This window comes from Lentzea sp. CC55, from assembly GCF_021056325.1.
Taxonomy (GTDB): Bacteria; Actinomycetota; Actinomycetes; order Mycobacteriales; family Pseudonocardiaceae; genus Lentzea; species Lentzea jiangxiensis.
On sequence record NZ_JAJCXE010000027.1, the window covers coordinates 102,722 to 121,543 of the forward strand.

17 protein-coding genes are annotated in these 18,822 nt (G+C 70.5%); 9 read left to right on the plus strand and 8 right to left on the minus strand.

What is annotated here, in order from left to right; all coding sequences use genetic code 11:
* The first annotated feature begins 53 nt into the window (after positions 1-53).
* The 4 genes from L6E10_RS23130 (at position 54) to L6E10_RS23145 (ending at position 7,533) form a co-directional block, all read left to right on the plus strand.
* Entirely contained in the window at positions 54-641 is a 588-nt protein-coding gene (locus L6E10_RS23130) for a nitroreductase family protein (RefSeq protein WP_236221623.1), read from the plus strand.
* Positions 632-3,547: a BTAD domain-containing putative transcriptional regulator gene (locus tag L6E10_RS23135; RefSeq protein ID WP_236221624.1), complete on the plus strand. Its 2,916-nt coding sequence runs from the start codon at positions 632-634 to the stop codon at positions 3,545-3,547. Before L6E10_RS23130 ends, L6E10_RS23135 begins: the two co-directional genes overlap by 10 nt.
* A 669-nt stretch (positions 3,548-4,216) precedes the next feature.
* The gene (locus L6E10_RS23140; RefSeq protein WP_236221625.1) at positions 4,217-6,361 is read left to right on the plus strand and encodes a germacradienol/geosmin synthase; all 2,145 of its coding nucleotides are present in this window, start codon (positions 4,217-4,219) and stop codon (positions 6,359-6,361) included.
* An 83-nt stretch (positions 6,362-6,444) separates the two neighbouring features.
* Entirely contained in the window at positions 6,445-7,533 is a 1,089-nt protein-coding gene (locus L6E10_RS23145) for an FAD-dependent monooxygenase (RefSeq protein ID WP_236221626.1), read from the plus strand.
* Here L6E10_RS23145 and L6E10_RS23150 read toward each other — a convergent pair.
* Positions 7,527-9,074, minus strand: coding sequence for a DUF6461 domain-containing protein (locus L6E10_RS23150; RefSeq protein WP_236221627.1), 1,548 nt, complete (start codon positions 9,072-9,074; stop codon positions 7,527-7,529). The genes L6E10_RS23145 and L6E10_RS23150 overlap by 7 nt on opposite strands.
* A gap of 146 nt (positions 9,075-9,220) precedes the next feature.
* Here L6E10_RS23150 and L6E10_RS23155 point away from each other — a divergent pair, with 146 nt between their 5' ends.
* The 4 genes from L6E10_RS23155 to surE all read left to right on the plus strand — a co-directional run bounded on the left by L6E10_RS23155 (position 9,221) and on the right by surE (position 12,882).
* Positions 9,221-10,948: a family 20 glycosylhydrolase gene (locus tag L6E10_RS23155; RefSeq protein ID WP_236221628.1), complete on the plus strand. Its 1,728-nt coding sequence runs from the start codon at positions 9,221-9,223 to the stop codon at positions 10,946-10,948.
* Between the two features lie 24 nt (positions 10,949-10,972).
* Positions 10,973-11,158 carry a hypothetical protein gene (locus L6E10_RS23160; protein WP_236221629.1) on the plus strand — a complete coding sequence of 62 codons (186 nt, stop codon included), beginning with the start codon at positions 10,973-10,975 and terminating at the stop codon, positions 11,156-11,158.
* 109 nt (positions 11,159-11,267) lie between these two features.
* The gene (locus L6E10_RS23165; RefSeq protein WP_236221630.1) at positions 11,268-12,122 is read left to right on the plus strand and encodes a PfkB family carbohydrate kinase; all 855 of its coding nucleotides are present in this window, start codon (positions 11,268-11,270) and stop codon (positions 12,120-12,122) included.
* A 4-nt stretch (positions 12,123-12,126) separates the two neighbouring features.
* Positions 12,127-12,882 carry a 5'/3'-nucleotidase SurE gene (surE, locus tag L6E10_RS23170; protein WP_236221631.1) on the plus strand — a complete coding sequence of 252 codons (756 nt, stop codon included), beginning with the start codon at positions 12,127-12,129 and terminating at the stop codon, positions 12,880-12,882.
* Here the strand turns inward: surE and L6E10_RS23175 are convergent.
* From L6E10_RS23175 to L6E10_RS23200, 6 genes are all read right to left on the minus strand, one after another.
* Positions 12,845-13,174 (minus strand): hypothetical protein, encoded by a 330-nt coding sequence (locus L6E10_RS23175; protein WP_236221632.1) that lies wholly within the window; start codon positions 13,172-13,174, stop codon positions 12,845-12,847. The two genes, surE and L6E10_RS23175, sit on opposite strands and share 38 nt — an antisense overlap.
* A 6-nt stretch (positions 13,175-13,180) precedes the next feature.
* Positions 13,181-13,576: a DUF5313 family protein gene (locus L6E10_RS23180; RefSeq protein ID WP_236221633.1), complete on the minus strand. Its 396-nt coding sequence runs from the start codon at positions 13,574-13,576 to the stop codon at positions 13,181-13,183.
* Positions 13,573-14,022, minus strand: a complete 450-nt coding sequence (locus tag L6E10_RS23185; RefSeq protein ID WP_236221634.1) for a MarR family winged helix-turn-helix transcriptional regulator — start codon at positions 14,020-14,022, stop codon at positions 13,573-13,575. The genes L6E10_RS23180 and L6E10_RS23185 overlap by 4 nt, the downstream gene beginning before the upstream one ends.
* Positions 14,023-14,091: 69 nt before the next feature.
* Positions 14,092-14,916, minus strand: coding sequence for an alpha/beta fold hydrolase (locus L6E10_RS23190; protein WP_236221635.1), 825 nt, complete (start codon positions 14,914-14,916; stop codon positions 14,092-14,094).
* Between the two features lie 11 nt (positions 14,917-14,927).
* Complete coding sequence (locus tag L6E10_RS23195; protein WP_236221636.1) at positions 14,928-16,259, minus strand: FAD-binding oxidoreductase; 1,332 nt, start codon at positions 16,257-16,259, stop codon at positions 14,928-14,930.
* Positions 16,256-16,834: a TetR/AcrR family transcriptional regulator gene (locus L6E10_RS23200; protein ID WP_236221637.1), complete on the minus strand. Its 579-nt coding sequence runs from the start codon at positions 16,832-16,834 to the stop codon at positions 16,256-16,258. Before L6E10_RS23200 ends, L6E10_RS23195 begins: the two co-directional genes overlap by 4 nt.
* A 92-nt stretch (positions 16,835-16,926) precedes the next feature.
* On the opposite strand from L6E10_RS23200, the gene L6E10_RS23205 reads away from it, so the two are divergent.
* Positions 16,927-17,751 (plus strand): glycosyltransferase family 2 protein, encoded by an 825-nt coding sequence (locus L6E10_RS23205; protein ID WP_236221638.1) that lies wholly within the window; start codon positions 16,927-16,929, stop codon positions 17,749-17,751.
* On the opposite strand, the gene L6E10_RS23210 is transcribed toward L6E10_RS23205, so the two are convergent.
* Complete coding sequence (locus L6E10_RS23210; RefSeq protein WP_236221639.1) at positions 17,717-18,793, minus strand: PLP-dependent aminotransferase family protein; 1,077 nt, start codon at positions 18,791-18,793, stop codon at positions 17,717-17,719. The genes L6E10_RS23205 and L6E10_RS23210 overlap by 35 nt on opposite strands.
* Positions 18,794-18,822 lie beyond the last annotated feature (29 nt).

Sequence of the window (18,822 nt, forward strand, 5' to 3'; positions counted from 1 at the left end):
GTCCACCTCCCCGGACGCTGCTACGGTCGGGATCACATCTGGGGAGGTAGAGCGTGGAGTTCCAGGACGTCGTCCGCCGCCGCCGAATGGTGCGGAAGTTCACCGGGGAGCCGGTCAGCGACGAGAGCATCCAGCGGATCATGCGCAACGCCGTGCGCGGCCCGTCCGCCGGCTTCTCGCAGGGGCAGGGGTTCCTCGTGCTGCAGGGGGAGCAGCTCGAGCGGCTGGCCGGGATGTTCGAGTGGTGGGGCGGGGAGGACGCCAAGACGGCGCCGGTCGTCGTCATCCCCTTCTCGGCCAAGGAGGTCTACCTCGACCGGTACGCGCAGGCCGACAAGGGGTGGACCGACCGCAGCGAGGACCACTGGCCGGTGCCCTACTGGGACATCGACACCGGCATGGCGGCGTTGCTGATCCTGCAGACAGCCGTCGACGAGGGCCTCGGCGCCGTCTTCTTCGGCACCGACAGGGACACCTGGCCCGCGCTGCGCGCCGCCTTCGGCGTGCCGGACATGTACGTGCCGATCGGCATGATCGCGATCGGGCACCCGGCGGAGGACGGCATCTCCGAGGGCGCCTCGCCCCGCACGCGCCGGCGCAAGCCGCTCGACGAGGTCGTGCACTGGGGCCGGTGGAAGTGAGGTCGTTCGGCCTGCTCGGGCCGTTGGACGTGGTGCTCGACGGGTGCCGCGTCCACGTCCCGCCGGGCAAGCGGCGGGTCGTGCTCGCCGCGCTGCTGCTGCGGCCGGGGCAGGTGGTCGGCGTCGACGAACTGGTCGAGCTGGCCGGCGGGTCGCGCCACGCCCTGCAGACCACGGTCGGGCGGTTGCGGGAGGCGCTGCCCGGGCTCGTCCGCACCAGACCCGGCGGCTACCTGCTGGACGTGCGGCCCGACGAGGTCGACGTCCACCTGTTCGACCGGCTCGAACCGCGGGCGGCGCTGGAGCTGTGGCGCGGCCGTCCGTTCGCGGACATCGGCAGCGACGCGCTCGAACGCGACCACGTGCCCGCGCTGACCGAGAAGTACCTGACGGCGCTGGAAGCGCGGATCGAAGCCGACCTCGCGGCCGGGGAGCACGACCGGCTCGTCCCCGAGCTGCGCTCGCTCACCCGGCAGCACCCGGCTAGGGAACGGCTGTGGGCGCAGCTGGTCGTCGCGCTGCACCGCTGCGACCGGCAGACCGAGGCGTTGCAGGCGTACGACGACATCCGCCGCCGGCTCGCCGAGGAGCTCGGCCTCGACCCCGGCAGGGACCTGCAGGAGGCCCACCGGCAGGTGCTCACGGCCGACAACAGGCCCAAGAGCCGCAACGACCTGCCCGGCGACATCGCCGACTTCGCGGGCCGTGCCGAGGACCTGGACGAGATCCTCGCCGCCGTGCCGTCCGGGTGCGTCGCGATCACCGCCATCGACGGCATGGCGGGCATCGGCAAGACCACGCTCGCCGTCCGCGCGGCCCACCGCCTCGCCGGCAGGTTCCCGGACGCCCAGCTGTTCGTCGACCTGCACTCCTACACCGACGGCGTCGAACCCCGCACACCGTCGGACGCCCTGCTGACGTTGCTCACCGCGCTCGGCGTGCCCGCCCAGGACATCCCGGACGACCTCGACGCCCGCGCCGCCCGGTGGCGCGCGGAAATGGCCCACCGCAAAGCACTCGTGGTGCTCGACAACGCGGGCAGCGCCGCCCAGGTGCGCCCGCTGCTGCCCGGAACGGGCCTGGTGCTCGTCACCAGCAGGCGCCGGCTCGTCGACCTCGACGCCGCCCACACCGTCTCGCTCGACGTGCTGTCCGAAGCGGACGCGCTGGCCCTGCTCGCGAGCACCGCCCGCAGGGACGGCGAGGACTGCCGTGAGGTCGTGCGGCTCTGCGGGTACCTCCCGCTGGCCGTGCGGATCGTCGGTGCCCGCTGGCGCACGAGACCGGCGTGGTCCGCGCGGGACGTCGTCCGCCGCCTCACCGGGCAACGCCTGACGGAGCTGACGGCGGGAGAACGCAGCGTCGCGGGCGCGTTCGCGTTGTCCTACCGGCAACTCACGGCCGGCCAGCAGCGGTTGTTCCGGCGGATCGGCCTGCACACGGGAGAGGACTTCGACGCCCACCTCGCGGCGGCGGTCGCCGGCACGACGCGGGTGGAGGCCGAACGCCTGCTGGACGAGCTGCTGGACGTGCACCTGGTGCAGCAGAAGGACAACGGCCGCTACCGCCTGCACGACCTGCTGGCCGACCACGCGAAGGCGGCGGTCGAACCGGGGGAGCGCAGCGAGGCGATCACCCGGATCCTCGACTTCTACCTGCGCGGCGCGGAGGACTCCGCCCGCAAGATCGCCCCCGGCCGGCCGGGGTTCCACTCCGCCGTCACCCGCGAACCGGTCGACCCGCCCGTGTTCGCCACCCCGGTCGAGGCTCTCGCGTGGCAGGGGGCGGAGCGGTCGAACCTCAAGGCCGCCGTGTACCTGGCGGCGTACGAGGGGCACTACCAGCACGCCTGGCAGCTGCCAGCCCACTTCGCGCACTACCTGTGGTTGAGCGGGTCGGGGAGAGAACGCGTCGAGGTGCAGAGCGTCGCGCTCGCGGCCGCGCACGCGCTCGGTGACCTGAAAGCGCGAGCGGAAGCGTTGCGCGGCTTGGGCGCGGCCTACATGGACGACGGCAACCCGAAGGCCGAGGAGCACCTGCGCGAAGCGGTCGACCTCACGCGGCAGATCGGTGACCTGCGGGGTGAGGCGTCCGCGATGGGGCTGCTCGGCATGGTCGCGCGCGAACGACGCGAGTACGACAGGTCGATGGAGCACTTCGAACGCGGGCTCGTGCTCATGCGGCAGGCGGACGCGCCCACCGGAGTGGCCAACGCGCTGCACAACATCGGCATCAACCACGCGGAGCTGGGGCGGACCGAGCAAGCCCTCGCGTACATGCGGGAGGCCGCCGCGATCGTGGAGGAGCGGGGTGATGTCCGCGAACTCGCGGTGACGTTGCACAACATCGCCCACGTCCACGTCGACTCCTTCAACGACGACGAGTGCTTGGTCTACATGCAACGGTCGCTCGCCGCCTACCGGGAGTGCGGCGACAAGCGGGGCGAGGCGCTCGCCCTGGCCGACTTCGCCCGCTGGCGCTACGAGATGGGCCACCTCGCCGTCGCGGGTGAGCAGGCCCGGGACGTCGCAAGGCTCTGCAGGGAGTACACGAACCTGCCCGACGACGAGGCCGTGCTGGCGGCGATGAACGACGTCCGTGACCACGTCGGCCAGATGACGTTGTACGTCGCCCTCTCGCTCGACGCCCTGACGGATGGCAGGCCCGCCGAGGCGATCGGCTACCTGCGGCGGTTCCAGCGTCTCGGGAAGGTGCGCCGCTGGTGGAGCGACGAACGCGTCTTCCAGCAGTTCGCCGCCGCCTACCTGGAGCTCGGCGACCGGGAGAGCGCCCTCCGGTTCGCGCGGCAGGCGGTGGAGGCCGCGGAACGCGGCCACCAGCCCCGTACCCTCGCCTTCGCGCGCCAGACCCTCGCTAGAGCGAAAGCCCCAGTGCCACCAGCGTGATCACGGCCGCCACCAGCACGGCGAACGCCACCCACTGCTGCACCCTGTCACCGGTCCTGCGCATCCCCTGCTCCCCTCGGTGGTGTCGCCACCGAGGGTCGGGGAGCCCGTCCCCACGCCGTCCCCACCCCGATCACACACTTTCTTAGGGGAATGCGCGGAAAGCGTTTTGATCACCGGAGGGTGAGGTATTCGTGAGGTATTGATCCAATGGAGTGCTCGGCGGCCTCGTAAGATTCCTTTGGGGTCGCATTCGCGAGCAATTGGCAGGGCGCGTCACGTTACCGGAAATCGCCTGAAAATTGATCGAAAATCAGCCAATCGTTTGATTGCGACCACGATGCTGCGCCGACCGGGTGGTGCCGTCCACGGTAGGACCAGCCGTCGTTCACCCTGCGGGACGGTGGTGACGGAGACGAGCGCGCGCAGTGGTGCGAGGTCGGCCAAAAGGGGCTTGCGAGTCGTGGGAACCGGATCAGTCTTGTCCAATGGCACCGCCGGGGTCCGCCCGGCTCGTGCGCTGAGTGCTCACCGTGCGACACGAGTTGAGCTGAACGGGCGACACCGCTCTACGAACGTGTGGATCAAGGTCTCACCACCTGGCGCCTCCCGCCGGTCGGCTGGTTGCGTGCACCGCGTACGAGTCCACCGCGCGGAGGTCCACAGCACATGCAGCCGTTCCAGCTGCCGGAGTTCTACACGCCCCACCCGGCCCGGCTGAACCCGAACCTCGAGCGCGCCCGCGTCCACGCGCGGGCCTGGGCGCGTGAGATGGACATGGTCGACGTGCCGCAGCACGGCACCGTCATCTGGACCGGTGACGACCTCGAAGCGCACGACTACGCGCTGCTCTGCGCCTACACCCACCCCGACTGCGGCGGTGACGCGCTCGACCTCATCACCGACTGGTACGTCTGGGTCTTCTACTTCGACGACCACTTCGTCGAGCTCTACAAGCGCGACCCGGACCTCCAGGGCGCACAGGCGCACCTCGACCGGCTGCCGTTGTTCATGCCGGTCGGCGGCGCCATCACCGAGCCACCGCGGAACCCCGTCGAGAAGGGCCTCGCGGACCTCTGGCGCCGCACCGTCCCGTCCCACTCGCGGGACTGGCGCGAGCGGTTCGCCGCGAACACGAAGCACCTGCTCGACGAGTCGATGTGGGAACTGCACAACATCAGCTCCCGCCGCCTGAGCAACCCCGTCGAGTACATCGAGATGCGGCGCAAGGTCGGCGGTGCGCCGTGGAGCGCGAACCTCGTCGAGCACGCCGTCGGCCTCGAAGTGCCGGCGCGGATCGCCCCGTCCCGCCCGATCGGGGTGCTCCGGGACACCTTCAGCGACGCCGTGCACCTGCGCAACGACCTGTTCTCGTACGAACGCGAGGTGCTCGACGAGGGCGAGCTGTCCAACGGCGTGCTGGTGTTCGAGAAGTTCCTCGACCTGCCCACCCAGCAGGCCGCGGAGGCCGTCAACGACCTGCTGACCTCACGCCTGCACCAGTTCGAGCACACGGCGCTCACGGAGGTGCCGGTCCTGCTCGACGAGCAGGCCGTCGACCCCATCGGCCGCGCGGCCGTCCTCGGGTACGTGAAGGGCCTGCAGGACTGGCAGGCGGGCAGCCACGAGTGGCACCTGCGGTCGTCGCGGTACATGAACAAGGGCGCTCGGAGCGGCACGAACGTCCTCGGCTCGTTCGCCAGGACCCTGCCGCAGCGGATCCGGCAGTTCTCCAGCACGCCCAAGACCGTCGAGCCGTACGTGCTGCCGGAGTTCGACGTCCCGTTCACGCTCACCCTGAGCCCGCACCTCGACCAGACGAGGGAGCAGGTCGTCGCCTGGGCCGTCGAGCACGGCATGACGGGTGAGGGCGTCTGGGACGAGCGCCAGGTGCGCGGGTTCGACTTCCCGCTGTGCTCGGCGGGCATCGACCCGGACGCGACCCCGCAGGAGCTGTTCCTCTCCGGCTGCTGGCTCACCTGGGGCACCTACGCCGACGACGTCTACCCGCTGTGGTTCGGCCAGACCCGCACCCTCCCGGCGCTGAAGACGCAGACGGCCAGGCTCAAGGCCTGCATGCCGCTGGACCTCGTCCAGACCGCCGTCCCGGCCAACGCCATGGAGCTCTCGCTGGCGGACCTGTGGCAGCGGACCGCGGCACCGATGACCCCGGCCTTCCGCACCACGTTCCGCGAGACCGTCGACGCGATGCTCGACGCGTGGGTGTGGGAGGTGGTCAACATGCACTTCAACCGCATCCCCGATCCGGTCGACTACGTGGAGATGCGGCGCAGCACGTTCGGTTCCGAGCTCACGACGTCGTTGTCGCGGTTCTCGCACTCCGCGACCGTTCCCGCGCACCTGTGGGGAACGCGGGTCGTGCGGACCATGGAACGGTCCGCCATGGACTACTGCACGATGCTCAACGACGTCTTCTCGTACTCGAAGGAGATCCAGCACGAGGGCGAGGTGCACAACATGGTCCGCGTGGTCGAGAACTTCCTGCAGGTGCCGCAGGCCCGCGCCTTCGAGATCACCTACAAGTTGATGGACGCGCGTCTGGGCCAGTTCGTCCGGTCCGTCGACACCGACCTGCCGAAGCTCTTCGACGACCTGTCGCTGGACTCCGGCGCACGGGCCGGGCTGACCCGGTACGCCGACGAGCTGGAGGACTGGATCGCCGGGATCGTCCACTGGCACCGGGAGACCAGCCGCTACGACGAGGCGGGCGCGCTCCCGGTGTTCCGGCGGGGACCGTCCGGCATCGGGACCTCGTCCTACCGGCTCACCTCCGCACCCGGCCGGAGGCGCTGACAGACCCGGGCTGCCGGTGGTCAGCCGACGGTCAGGGCCGCCCGGCACCTTGTGGGCACACCGACCCACAGGGGGGCACCACCATGACGAACGTCCTGATCTCCGGCGCCGGCATCGGCGGACCGGCGCTCGCGTACTGGCTGCGCCACCACGGCTTCGACGTCACCGTGGTGGAGCCGGCGCGCGGCCCGCGTCCCGGCGGCCAGGCCGTCGACGTGCGCGGACCCGCGCTGGACGTGGTCGAGCGCATGGGCCTCGGCGAGCGGCTGCGGTCGTTCGGCACGAACATGCGCGGCATGAGCGTCGTCGACGCCGAGGGCACCGAGCTGTTCCGCTCCACCACGCACACCCTCAGCGGGGGCGACCTCGCGAGCCCCGACGTGGAGCTGTTGCGCGACGACCTGGCTCGTCTGCTCTTCGACGCCGTGGACGGTGTGGAGTACCTGTTCGGCGACACGATCACGTCGATCGACGGCACCCGCGTGACGTTCGAGAAGGCGCCGCCGCGCGACTTCGACGTCGTCGTCGGTGCCGACGGCCTGCACTCGAACGTCCGCGGACTGGTCTTCGGGCCCGAGCCGGAGTTCGCCACGCACCTCGGCACGAACCTCGCCGTCTTCACCGCGCCGAACTTCCTGGGGCTCGACCACTGGCAGGTCTTCCAGCAGGGAGACGTCGTCGGAGGTGGCGTCATGAGCGCCCGGTCCAACGCGGAATGCCGTGTCTACATGGGGTTCTACGGCGAGGTGTCGTTCGACCACCGCGACGTCGAAGCGCAGCGCCGGTTGGTGGCCGAGAAGTTCGCCGGCGCCGGTTGGATCTGGCCGGCCGCGCTGGAGCACATGTGGGAGGCGCCGGACTTCCACTTCGACTCGATGAGCCAGATCCGGATGGACTCGTGGTCGAGCGGGAACGTCGTGCTGCTGGGTGACGCCGGCTACTGCGGATCACCGTTGTCCGGTCAGGGAACCAGCACGGCGCTCGTCGGCGCCCACGTGCTCGCCGGTGAGCTCGCCAAGGACCGTTCGCACGCTTTCCGGCGCTACGAGGAGATCCTGCGGCCGTACGTCGTGGCGAACCAGGACATGGCGCTGAAGAACCAGGCGAACGGCGGCGCGCCCGCGGAGGACTTCGCCGCCGTCGTCACCGGCCTCGACCTCCCGGACTACTGATACCGCTCCTCGACGGCGGCGCGGACGGCGTCCTCGGGAACCGCGGCGCCGGTGAACCGCGCCACCGCCGTGATCCCCTTGGCGTCGAGGTGGCGCCAGTCGGTGAAGTCCAGTCCCTCCACGGCTCGCAGCACCTCGGGGTCGTCGCCGAAGTCGTCCTCGTCCAGCACGTCACCGCTCCACAGGACCTGACCGCCGCGGGCGAACGACAACTGCCGGTCGCTGTTGACGTTCCAGAAGTGGCTGGCGGCCTTCCCGTTGCGGGACAGGCGTTCCAGCACCTCCGGTCGTGTGCCCCGGTAGTTGTTGTCCTCGACCACGACCACACCGCCGTCGATCTCCACGACGACGGCGTCCTCGTCGAACTCGCCCGCCACGTCGGTGACGCCCCGGGCGACGGTGACGGTCGCGGCCACCTCCAGCAACCGCTTCAGCCAGCGGTGCGGGGCCTCCGGCCGGACGATCGGCGGGGGAGCGGGCTCCCCTCGCACGAGGTGGCCGACGCGGTCGGTCTTGAGGCGCAGCACCGGGTCCGCGATCGGCGCGGGCCAGATCAGCAGCTCGTAGCGCTCGTCTCCCTCGTCGCGGCCGGTCGCGCTGACCCGCACCCGGAACGGTCCTCCCCAGGGAGGGGTGGAGCCGCGCCCGAACCTCGCCCCGCCGCGCGCCGCGGTGTAGCTGATCTCGGCGATCTCGTCCCAGCCCTCCGGCAGCGGCTCGGGAGGTTCCTCCAGCAGGACGGCCACCGACACGGGGACCTCGCCCCGCGCGATGCCGGTGCGGACCGCGAACCCGGTGTCCACCGGAGCGGCGAGACCGGTCGCGGTGAAGTCGGGCGTGCTCGGCCCCAGTTCCTCGACCAGCAGGAACTCGTGGTCGAAGACCGGGACGACCGTGCTCCAGGACGAGCCCCGGTACTCCGCGCGCCGCTTGTCCAGCAACGCCTGCTCGTAGGCGTGCGGCAGGGGGCTCTCCGCCAGGACCTCCGAAGCCGCGCCGAGCGCGATCCCGACGACCGCCGCCGGGTCGGCCGCCGTCGTGGAGCCGAGCGCGGTGAGGACCGCCCTGGACACCGCTACGGCGGTCGAGAGGTGCACCGCGCCGCGCCGGGTGGCGATGGCGGCCTCGTCGCCGTCGAGCCCGCTCAGGTCGGGTAGCAGCGCGAGCACCTGGTCGACGACGAGATCGCTCGCACCGGGGTGCATCCCCTCCACGAGGGTCATCGGGACCTGCATCGCGCTCTCGCCGCCCGAGGTCAGGTACGAGAACGTGTGCCCGGCCGGGACCGGCCGCAGTCCGGCTACGAGCTCGTGCGGGGCGACGACGTCGAGCTCCGCCACCGCCAGTTCCAGCGCACCGAGCAACCGCTCCGCGGTCAGCCGCGGGATGTCCCGCAACGCCTGCTGCACGACCGATCCGCCCGTGCGCTCGTCCCGCCGCCTCGGCGCGGTCCGCCTGCCCAGCTCCGCCGCCGGCGCGGCCGGGATCAGCGGTGCGATCCGCGTCGCGGCAGCGGTGATCAGCTCTTCGAAGTCCCCCATGCCGGTGATTGTGCCGGTCGACGGCCAGGTCCCGGCCACCGCCGTCCAGGTCACGAAGAAAGAATTGGCTCAGACCATTGACGACAAAAGGGATGTTTGAGCAGTCTGGAGGCAGGGTCGCCGCCCCCGACTCGTGAGGAGGAGTCGTGAGAACTCGTGTTCTCGCCGCGGTCATCGCCGTCACGGCGGCGCTGTCCGTGAGCGCTCAGTCGCAAGCCGCGGAACCGTTGCAGAGCCTGGTGCCCGTTCCGGTGTCGGTGCAGTCGAAGAGCGGGGTCACGCACACGCTGACGGCCGCCTCGAAGATCTACACGGCCCCGGCCGCGCGGGACGTCGGCACCTTCCTGGCCGGAGTGCTGCGGCCCTCGACCGGGTACGCGCTGCCCGTGTCCGACACGACCACCACCCCGTCCGACGGCATCTCGCTGCTGCTCACGGGCGCACCGGCCGCGGTGGGGCAGCAGGGCTACCAGCTCGACGTCGCGGCGAACGCCATCGTGCTGCGCGCCACCACGCCCGAAGGCCTGTTCGCGGGCGTGCAGACGCTGCGGCAGCTCCTGCCCGCCAAGGTCGAGAGCACGACCGTGCAGGCAGGCCCGTGGACCGTGCCGGGCGCGCTGATCGTCGACCACCCGCGGTTCTCCCACCGCGGCGCGATGCTCGACGTGGCCCGCCACTTCCACCCGGTCTCGACGGTCAAGCGCTACATCGACCAGCTCGCCCTCTACAAGATCAACTACTTCCACCTGCACCTGACCGACGACCAGGGCTGGCGGATCGTGGTCGACAGCTGGCCGCGGCTCGCCACGTACGGCGGCAGCACGCAGGTCGGCGGTGGCCCCGGCGGCTACTACACCAAGGCGCAGTACAGCGAGATCGTGCAGTACGCGGCCTCGCGCAAGATCACGGTGATCCCCGAGGTCGACCTGCCCGGCCACACCAACGCGGCGCTGGCCTCGTACGCGGAGCTCAACTGCGACGGCCAGGCCCCGCCGCTGCGCACGGACATCGAGGTCGGCTACTCCTCGCTGTGCGTGAACAAGGAGATCACCTACCAGTTCGTGGACGACGTGGTCCGCGAGATCGCGGCGCTCACGCCCGGCCCGTACTTCCACATCGGCGGCGACGAGGCGCACTCGACGTCCGACGCGGACTACCAGGCGTTCATGGACCGCGCGCTGCCGATCGTGAAGAAGTACGGCAAGACCGCCCTCGGCTGGCACGAGTTCGCGAAGACCACGACCGACACCGCCACGATGCCGCAGTACTGGGGCACCTCGACGTCCAACGCCGTGGTGCAGGCGGCGGCGGCACGCGGCCACAAGGTCATCATGTCGCCCGCGAACAAGGCGTACCTGGACATGAAGTACAACTCCAGCACGCCGCTCGGCCTGTCGTGGGCCGGTCTGATCGAGGTCCAGACCGCCTACGAGTGGAACCCCGGCACGCACCTGAGCGGTGTCCCGGAGTCCGCCGTCCACGGCGTCGAAGCTCCACTGTGGAGCGAAACGCTGGTGACCGCGCAGGACATCGAGTTCATGGCGTTCCCGCGGCTCGCGGCCATCGCCGAGCTGGCCTGGTCGCCGTGGTCGACGCACAACTGGGACCAGTTCAAGACGCGTCTGGGCGCCCACGGTCCGCGCTGGACGACGATGGGCATCAACTTCTACAGGTCCACGCAGGTCCCGTGGGAGACCGGAGGCCCTGGTCCCGGCCCCTGCACGCAGCCCGCGTGGGAGCGCGACAAGGTCTACACCGGCGGCAACGTCGTGTCGCACAACGGCAAGAAGTGGACCGCGCAGTGGTGGACGCGGGGCGAGGAGCCCGGCACCACCGGTCAGTGGGGCGTCTGGCGCGACGGAGGCGTTTGCTGACGTTTCCGGGGTACTCGCTCGACCATGACTGATCCGGAAGTGGCCGAGGAGTTCGCGGAAGAGGTCGGTGTCGACCCCACGCCTCAGGAGGTCGACCAGTACCGCGACATGACGCAGCCCGGTGAGTGGCGCGCCGACGAGAAGATGGAGCCGGGCGACGCGCCCGCACCGCAGGACGGGGACGACCCGACCGGCGGCTCCGGGGCGTGATGTCTGATTCATCCGGTGCGGGCGAATATCCTTCGCCCGCACCGGGTACCAGGCTGTCGTGGATGCCCGAGTTGCCGTATTCGCCCCGTCCCCCCAACTGACCGTCACCGTGGAAGACCTCGATGGAGAACCGGACGTGCACCTGCACGCCGGTGGCCAGGGTTTCTGGCAGTCCAGGATGATCGCCGCTCTCGGTGTCGAAGCCGTCGTCTGCGCGACTTTCGGCGGTGAGACCGGCCGAGTCTTGCGCACGTTGTTGGAAGGCGAGAACGTCGACCTGCGCGCACGTGAAGTGGCCGCACGCAACGGTTCCTACGTGCACGACCGCCGCGACGGCAGCAGGTCCGAGATGGTCGAGATGCTCCCGGACGCGTTGTCCCGGCACGAGCTCGACGACGTGTACGAACTCGCGCTCGTGGAAGGCATCCGCGCGGGCACGGCCGTGCTGAGCGGGCCGTCCGACGACCGCGTGCTGCCCCACGACACCTACTACCGCCTCACCTCGGACCTGACCGGCAACGGCTGCCGCGTGATCGTCGACCTCGCGGGGGACCGCCTCGCCGAGGCCGTGCGCGGTGGTCCCCACGTCGTGAAGGTCTCCCACGAGGAACTGGGCGAGGAAGACCTGTCCAAGCTCATCGAGAAGGCCCGCGAGATCGCGGAGTCGTGCGTGCACGGCGTGATCGTGTCGCGTGCCGACGAACCGGCGCTGGCGTTGCTGGAGGACCAGCTCTACCTCGTGAAGATGCCGAAGCTCGAACCCGTCGACACGCGCGGCGCGGGCGATTCGATGACCGCGGGGATTTCAGCGGGCCTCGCGCTGGGTATGCCGTTGACGGACGCGGTGAAGCTCGGCGCGGCCGCCGGAGCGGTGAACGTGACGAGGCACGGTCTCGGCAGCGGAAGCGGGGAAGCCGTGCGCGAGCTGAGCAAACGCGTGGAACTGGAGCCGATCGAGGAATGAGCGGATGCGCGCGCTGATCACGAACGACGACGGAATCGACTCTCCCGGCCTCGCGACGCTGGCCTCCGCCGCGCTCGCGTGCGGTCTCGAAGTGGTGGTGGCGGCGCCTTCCACCCAGGCGAGCGGCACGAGCGCGTCGGTCGCGGCCGTCGGGGACTCCGGCAGGGTGGTCAGCGAGCGCCGCACACTGCCCGGCCTGGACGTGGAGGCGCACGCGGTCGCCGCACATCCGGGTCTGATCGCCCTGATCGCCTGCAACGGCGGCTTCGGCGGCAAGCCCGACGTCGTGCTCTCCGGCATCAACCTCGGTGCGAACGTGGGGCGCGCGATCCTGCACTCCGGCACCGTCGGCGCGGCGCTGACCGCGCACGTGAACGACGTGACGGCGATGGCCGTGTCGCTCGACGTCGGCCTGGACGAGCCCGAGCCGTTGTGGGACACGGCGGGTGAGGTCGTGCGCGCGGTGCTGCCGGTGCTGCTGGAGATGCCCGCTGCCTCGGTGCTCTCGCTGAACGTGCCGAACGCCGGTGAGGTGAAGGGACTTCGCTGGGCCGAGCTCGCCCGCTTCGGTACCGTGCAGAGCCGGGTGGACGAGGTCGGCGAAGGTGAGGTGGAGCTGGTCCACGTGTACGCGGAGGACTCGCTGGTGCCCGGCACGGACACCGCTCTGCTGGCCGAGGGCTTCGCGACCGTGACCGCGCTGCACTCCGTGGGCCGCGACGTCAGCCCGGAGCGCGCTTTGCCGGCCTGGCCAGCGTGATCACGAGCCCGATGAGGGCCGTTCTGACCTCCAGGAAGCTCTCCGCCGTGAGGTCGTCGAGCGAGAAGGCCAGCATCCCGAAGCCCAGGAGCAGCAGGAGGCCGTAGATCCGCGCGTGGGTCCGCCGCCAGGCCATCACGATGCCCATCACCCCGATGCCGAGCTGGACCACGCGGTAGTTCGGATCGAGGCCGAACAGGTCCAGCCACCCGAAGGTCAGCTGGAGCACGCCGGCCACCAGGGTGAGCGCCTGCGGCCTCGTGAACTCGAACTTCTCGCTCACCAAGGCCATAGGTCTCTACCCTTCGGATCGCCGCCAAACCGCGTCGTAGTTCGCCTGCTTCTCGCGGTCCTGTGCTGCGGTGCGCTCACGGCGCCCGTGCGTCGCTGAGCCTCTCGGGTACCCGTATTTCGTGAGCCTATGGTCCACACTTTCAGGTGCGTAGGACAGCGCGAAGTACAGCCCCACAACGAAACCCAGTCCACCGCACGCGATCGCGAGCGGCCACGACGATCCCAGCCCGAACACCAGGGCCAGCGCGATGACCGTCGTCAGTGGTGTGACCTGGACGAGGCTGCGCACCGTGAACCGCAGCAACCACTTCGGGCCGGTCACGTCGTCGTAGACGAACTGCCTGTACTTGAGCGGGAGCCGTCCGCCCGCGTAGTACCAGACCTTCAGCGCGGGGTTCACCGGGTCGCCTTGCCGATCACCTTGTGCAGCACCTCGTTCAGCTGCGCGAGCTCTTCGAACGTCATGTCCAGCTGCTCCACGACCTTGAAGGGGATCTTCAGCGCTTCCTCGCGGAGCTGCCTGCCCGCCGGGGTGAGCGTCAGCGCGAGCGCGCGTTCGTCGGCCTTGTCCCGCTGCCGCTCGACGTACCCGATCGCCTCCAGCCGCTTGAGCAGCGGGCTGAGGGTGCCGGGGTCGAGCTGCAGGACGGCGCTCAGGTCCTTGACCGTGCGCGGTGACCGCTCCCACAGCGCCAGCATCACCAGGTACTGGGGGTGCGTGAGGTTCAGCGGCTCCAGGATCGGCCGGTAGACCGCGATCACCGTGCGGGACGCCACGGCGAGGGCGAAGCAGACCTGCCGCTCGAGCTCGAGCGGGTTCTCCGGAATACTTGGTGCACTAATCATTGGTGTACACACTAACCGGCGGGCGCGCTGAACTCCAAGGGATGTGGTGCGGCAGACGTTTTTAGGTGATCACTTCAGCGCTTCGGCCAGCACCTCCGCGGTGACCGCGGCTCCGGCCGTCGTCATCACGGTGCCGCCGTGGTCGACCTCGTTGATCAGCACCGGCTCGCGCAGGACGGGCAGGGCGGCGCGGTACTCGGCCGCCTGCTCGACGGTGTAGGCGGGCGCGCTGTCCGGTCCGACGCTCCACTCGGCGTGGACGAACCACGTCGGCACGGTCAGCTCCCGCCAGCGCGACTCGCCGAAGACGACGTCGCGCGTGTCGGCGGCCAGGGCCTCGCCGGACAGGCGCAGCCGGCCGTCCGGGGTCAGGTCGTGCGCGAAGTACTCGCGGGTCAGCGGGTCGGAGGGGTCGACCAGCGGGTTGGCCGCGGCCTGGACCGCGAGGTACTCCTCGACGGTCCACGTCCGTTCGCGTGCGGCCAGCTGCGGGGCGAGGACGGCCGCCACCATTTCCTCGGTCATGTGAGCGTGCATCGGCATGGGGAGGCCGCCGTCCACGAGCACGAGCGCGCGCACTCGGTCGGGATGGCGCACGGCCAGGTCCACGGCCACATACCCGCCCATCGACATCCCGGCCACGGTCACCGACGCGAGGTCCAGGGCGTCGAGCACACGCACCATGTCGTCGGCGTGCTGCCTGGTCGTCGCACCGGGCAGGTCGCAGCTGTCGCCGCGGCCGCGCAGGTCCGGCGTGATCAGCGTGAAGCCGTGCGCCGCCACCCGGTCCCACAGCTTGCGGCTGCCGCTGACGCCGTGGACGGCCAGCACGGGTGCGGTGTTGCCGTCGTGCAGCTCGACGGCCAGGTCGCCACCGTCAACAGGAACGAACATGAGCGGACTCCTCAGGCTTTGCCGGGGTTGAAGAGGTTCAGGGGGTCGAGCGAGGTCTTGATCGCCCGCTGGACCGCCCACGCGTCGGGACCGAGTTCGCGGATCATGCCGTCGCGCTTGAGCAGGCCCACGCCGTGCTCGCCGGTGACGGTGCCGCCCAGCTCCAGGGCCTGGTCGAGGATGTCCTCGAACGCCGACTGCGCGGCGATGCGCGCGTTGTCGTCGCCGGGCGGGGTGATCAGCAACGGGTGCAGGTTGCCGTCGCCGGCGTGGGCGATGGTGGCGATGCGGACGTCGTGGCGCGCGCCGATCTCCTCGATGCGCGCGAGCATGGCCGGCACCTGCGAGCGCGGCACGCACACGTCCTCGGTGAGCAGCGGGCCCAGCCGTTCCAGCGCCGGGTAGGTCAGGCGGCGGGCGGCGAAGAGGGCCTCGGCCTCGGTCGAGTCGGTGGACCGCTCGGTCCAGACGGCACCCGCGTCGGTGAACGCCGTGACGAGGCCGTCGGCGTCCTCGGACGTCTCGGCGCGGGCCAGCAGCATGGCCTCGGTGTCCGGCTCGATGCCGAGGTGCTTCCAGTCCTCGACGGCCTGCAGGCACGCGCGGTCGATCAGCTCCAGAGCGGCGGGCCGCAGGCCCCGGCTCGTCGTCACGGCAACGGCCCGACCCGCGGCGACGAGGCTGGAGAACGCGCCGACGACGGTGTCCGACGGGCGCGGGGCCGGCCGCAGCCGCACGGTGATCTCGGTGACGACGCCGAGCGTGCCCTCCGACCCGACGAGCAGCCCGGTCAGGTCGTAGCCGGCGACCCCCTTGGTCGTGCGCCTGCCGACCCGCACCGCGGTGCCGTACGGAACGGGGCCGCCCATCACGGCTTGCAGTCCGAGCACGTAGTCGCGCGTCACGCCGTACTTGAGGCAGCAGAGGCCGCCGGCGTTCGTGGCGACGTTGCCGCCGATCGTCGACCACGGCGAGCTGGCCGGGTCGGGCGGGTACCAGAGCCCTTGCTCGGCAACGGCCCTTTTCAGGTCGTCGTTCACGACGCCCGGCTGCACGACCGCGAGCAGGTTCTCCCGGTCGATCTCGAGCACCCGGTCCATCCGGCTGAGGTCGAGGACCAGGCACCCGTCGACGGCGTTGGCGCCGCCGGACAACCCGGTGCCCGCACCTCGCGGCACGACCGGGACGTTGTTCTCGGCACAGGCCCTCACGGCCTGCTGAACGTCCTCTGTGGACTTCGGGCGGAACGCGGCGCGGGGCGTGCCGACGGGTGCCCACTCCGCCTCGTCGTGGCTGAGACCGGCCAGCGTGTTCGGGTCGGTGATGAGGTTCGGCAGCTTCATGAACGCTCCAACGCGCCGTGCGCGGCCTTGTGCACGACTTTTTCGAGTTCGGCGCCCCATTCGCCCGGCGTGGTGTCCGCGTGGACCGGGACGACGCCGAAGCCCGCCACCGCGAACCGGGCGAAGAGCAGCAGGTCGAAGGCCCGCGCGGGGGAGGCCAGCGGAGGGGTCAGGATCGTCGCGATCTGCGTCGCGCCGGTGTTCAGCTCCTGCGTGCCGGTGGCGATGAGGTCCGGTGCCCCGATGATCACGGCACGCCGGCCGAGCTCCAGCGCCCACTGCTCCGGCGTGATCGTGCCGATGGCCGTGCGCACCGCTTCCACCAGCGCCGCAACGGGATCCGGGTCCGGCACGAGCGCGCGCACGACGCGGCTGAGGAACGCGTCGTACCAGAAGATCGCGGCCTTGGTGCCGAACGTGCGGAACAGCGTGCGCTCCGAGACGCCGGCCCGATCGGCGATGGCCCTGGTCGACGTGGCGGCGAAGCCCTGGTCGAGGCAGAGCGCGATCGCCGCCTCCTGGATCGCGAGACGGGTGCGCAGGTCCTTCGCGGCACGAGGGGTGAGCGTTTCCACGCCGCCAACCTAGTCCAAAGTGTCAGTTGTTGCCAGATTTGGTGTCAGTTGATGTCAAAGTGTCATGGGCGGGCTGCGGGGTAGACGACGTCATGGCCCGGACCACCGTCGTGATCGCCTCGCGGAACCGCGCGGACAGCCTGCTCCGCACGCTGTCCCACCTCAGCGAGCTCGCGGTGCCCGTGATCCTGGTAGACAACGCGTCCTCGGACGACACGGTTTCCCGTGTGCGCAAGGAGTTCCCGCACGTCCTGATGCTGGAGTCGGCGGTCAACCGGGGTGCGGTCGCGCGCAACCTCGGCGTGCAGGCGGCGCGGACACCGTTCGTGGCCTTCGCCGACGACGACTCCTGGTGGGCGCCCACCGCGCTCGAACGGGCCGAACCGATCTTCGACGAGCACCCGGACCTGGCGGTGATAGCCGCGCACACGCTGGTCGGCCCGGCGGAGACCCCCGACCCGCTCACCCCGCTGCTGCGGGACAGCCCGCTCGGCGAAGGCGTCGCGGGGCCTGCGGTGCTCGGGTTCCTGGCCTGCTCGGCGATCGTGCGGCGGCAGGCGTTCCTGGAGGTGGGCGGGTTCAGCCCGGTGTTGTTCTTCCGCGGCGAGGAGACGCTGCTGTCGTGGGACCTCGCGGCGGCGGGGTGGGCGCTCTGCTACGTCGAGGCCGTGGTGGCGCACCACCACCCTGCCGCCGGACGGGAGCCGGACGGGGACGTCGTGCAGCGGCGCAACGCGGTGCTGACGTCGTGGATGCGCAGGCCCGTGACCACGGCCCTGGCGGTGTCGCTGAAGGACCCGCGGGCGTTCCGGGCGGCGCTACCGCGCCTGCGCCAGGCGCTCCGGCAGCGCCGTGGGCTGCCGGAACACCTGGAAGCGCAGATCAGAGCGAGCGAACGGCCGCGGCGAGGCGCGTGATGCCCTCGTCGATCTGCTCCGGCGTCACACCCGAGAACGCGAGGCGGATGGCGTTGTCGCCGCCCTCCAGCAGGAAGTCGGAGCCCTTCACGAACTCGACGCCGTGCTCCTTGGCGACCGGCACGAGCTCGTCGATCGAGACGCCCGGCAGCTCGACCCACATGAAGTAGCCGCCCTGAGGAGCGGTGAAGACGGCCTCGGGCAGCTCACGCCGCAACGCGGCGACCAAGGCGTCCTTGCGGGCGCGCAGCGCGGTGCGGACGTTCGCGACCGACTCCTCGAGACGGCCGGAGCGGCAGTACGAGTTCACGATCGACTGCGCCACCATGTTCGGCGAGATGTACGTGGTGGTGGCGATGTCCTGGATGCTCTTGATGACGGCCTTCGGCCCCACCAGGTAACCGCAGCGGATGCCGGGCGCCATGGTCTTCGAGAACGAGGAGGCGTAGACGACCTTCTCGTTCTTGTCCTGCGACAGCATCGTCGGCAGCGGCTCGCCCTCGAACCGCACCTTCACGTACGGGTCGTCCTCGAACAGCACGAAGTCGTACTTCGCCGAGAGCTCCAGCAGGCGCGTGCGCTTCGCCTCGGACAGCGTGTAGCCGGCCGGGTTGTGGAAGTTCGGGATGATGTGCGCGAGCTTCGGGCGCACCCCGCTCTCCAGCAGCTTCTCGAGCGCGTCGACGTTGATGCCGTCGGTCTCCAGCTCGATCGCGTGGATGTTCGCGCCGCGCTGGCGCAGGTTCAGCAGCGTGCGGTCGTAGGTCGGCGCCTCGACCACCACGTCGTCGCCCTCGCCGACGAGCAGCTCGAACAGGAACGCGTCGGCCTGCATCGAACCGTTGGTGACGAGCACCTGCTCCGGCTCGACATCGTGCTGCTCGGCCAGCCACGCGCGCAGCGGCACGTAACCGACGCTCGTGCCGTACGCGAAGGTGCCGCCGGGGTCGTCCGTGAAGGCTTTCTGCGCTGCTTCGCGCAGACCTTCCTGGTCGATGATGTCGAGGGAGGGCGCTCCGCGCGTGAACAGGATCGAGGCCATGCGCGGAGCGTACAACTCCCACGATTTGG

What these genes read in the sequence shown, in the direction of transcription:
- L6E10_RS23140 (WP_236221625.1), top strand. Translation starts at nt 4,217, where the DNA reads ATGCAGCCGTTCCAGCTGCCGGAGTTCTACACGCCCCACCCGGCCCGG.
- L6E10_RS23145 (WP_236221626.1), top strand. Translation starts at nt 6,445, where the DNA reads ATGACGAACGTCCTGATCTCCGGCGCCGGCATCGGCGGACCGGCGCTC.
- L6E10_RS23150 (WP_236221627.1), bottom strand. Translation starts at nt 9,074, where the DNA reads ATGGGGGACTTCGAAGAGCTGATCACCGCTGCCGCGACGCGGATCGCA.
- L6E10_RS23160 (WP_236221629.1), top strand. Translation starts at nt 10,973, where the DNA reads ATGACTGATCCGGAAGTGGCCGAGGAGTTCGCGGAAGAGGTCGGTGTC.
- surE (WP_236221631.1), top strand. Translation starts at nt 12,127, where the DNA reads ATGCGCGCGCTGATCACGAACGACGACGGAATCGACTCTCCCGGCCTC.
- L6E10_RS23175 (WP_236221632.1), bottom strand. Translation starts at nt 13,174, where the DNA reads ATGGCCTTGGTGAGCGAGAAGTTCGAGTTCACGAGGCCGCAGGCGCTC.
- L6E10_RS23185 (WP_236221634.1), bottom strand. Translation starts at nt 14,022, where the DNA reads ATGATTAGTGCACCAAGTATTCCGGAGAACCCGCTCGAGCTCGAGCGG.
- L6E10_RS23190 (WP_236221635.1), bottom strand. Translation starts at nt 14,916, where the DNA reads ATGTTCGTTCCTGTTGACGGTGGCGACCTGGCCGTCGAGCTGCACGAC.
- L6E10_RS23195 (WP_236221636.1), bottom strand. Translation starts at nt 16,259, where the DNA reads ATGAAGCTGCCGAACCTCATCACCGACCCGAACACGCTGGCCGGTCTC.
- L6E10_RS23205 (WP_236221638.1), top strand. Translation starts at nt 16,927, where the DNA reads ATGGCCCGGACCACCGTCGTGATCGCCTCGCGGAACCGCGCGGACAGC.
- L6E10_RS23210 (WP_236221639.1), bottom strand. Translation starts at nt 18,793, where the DNA reads ATGGCCTCGATCCTGTTCACGCGCGGAGCGCCCTCCCTCGACATCATC.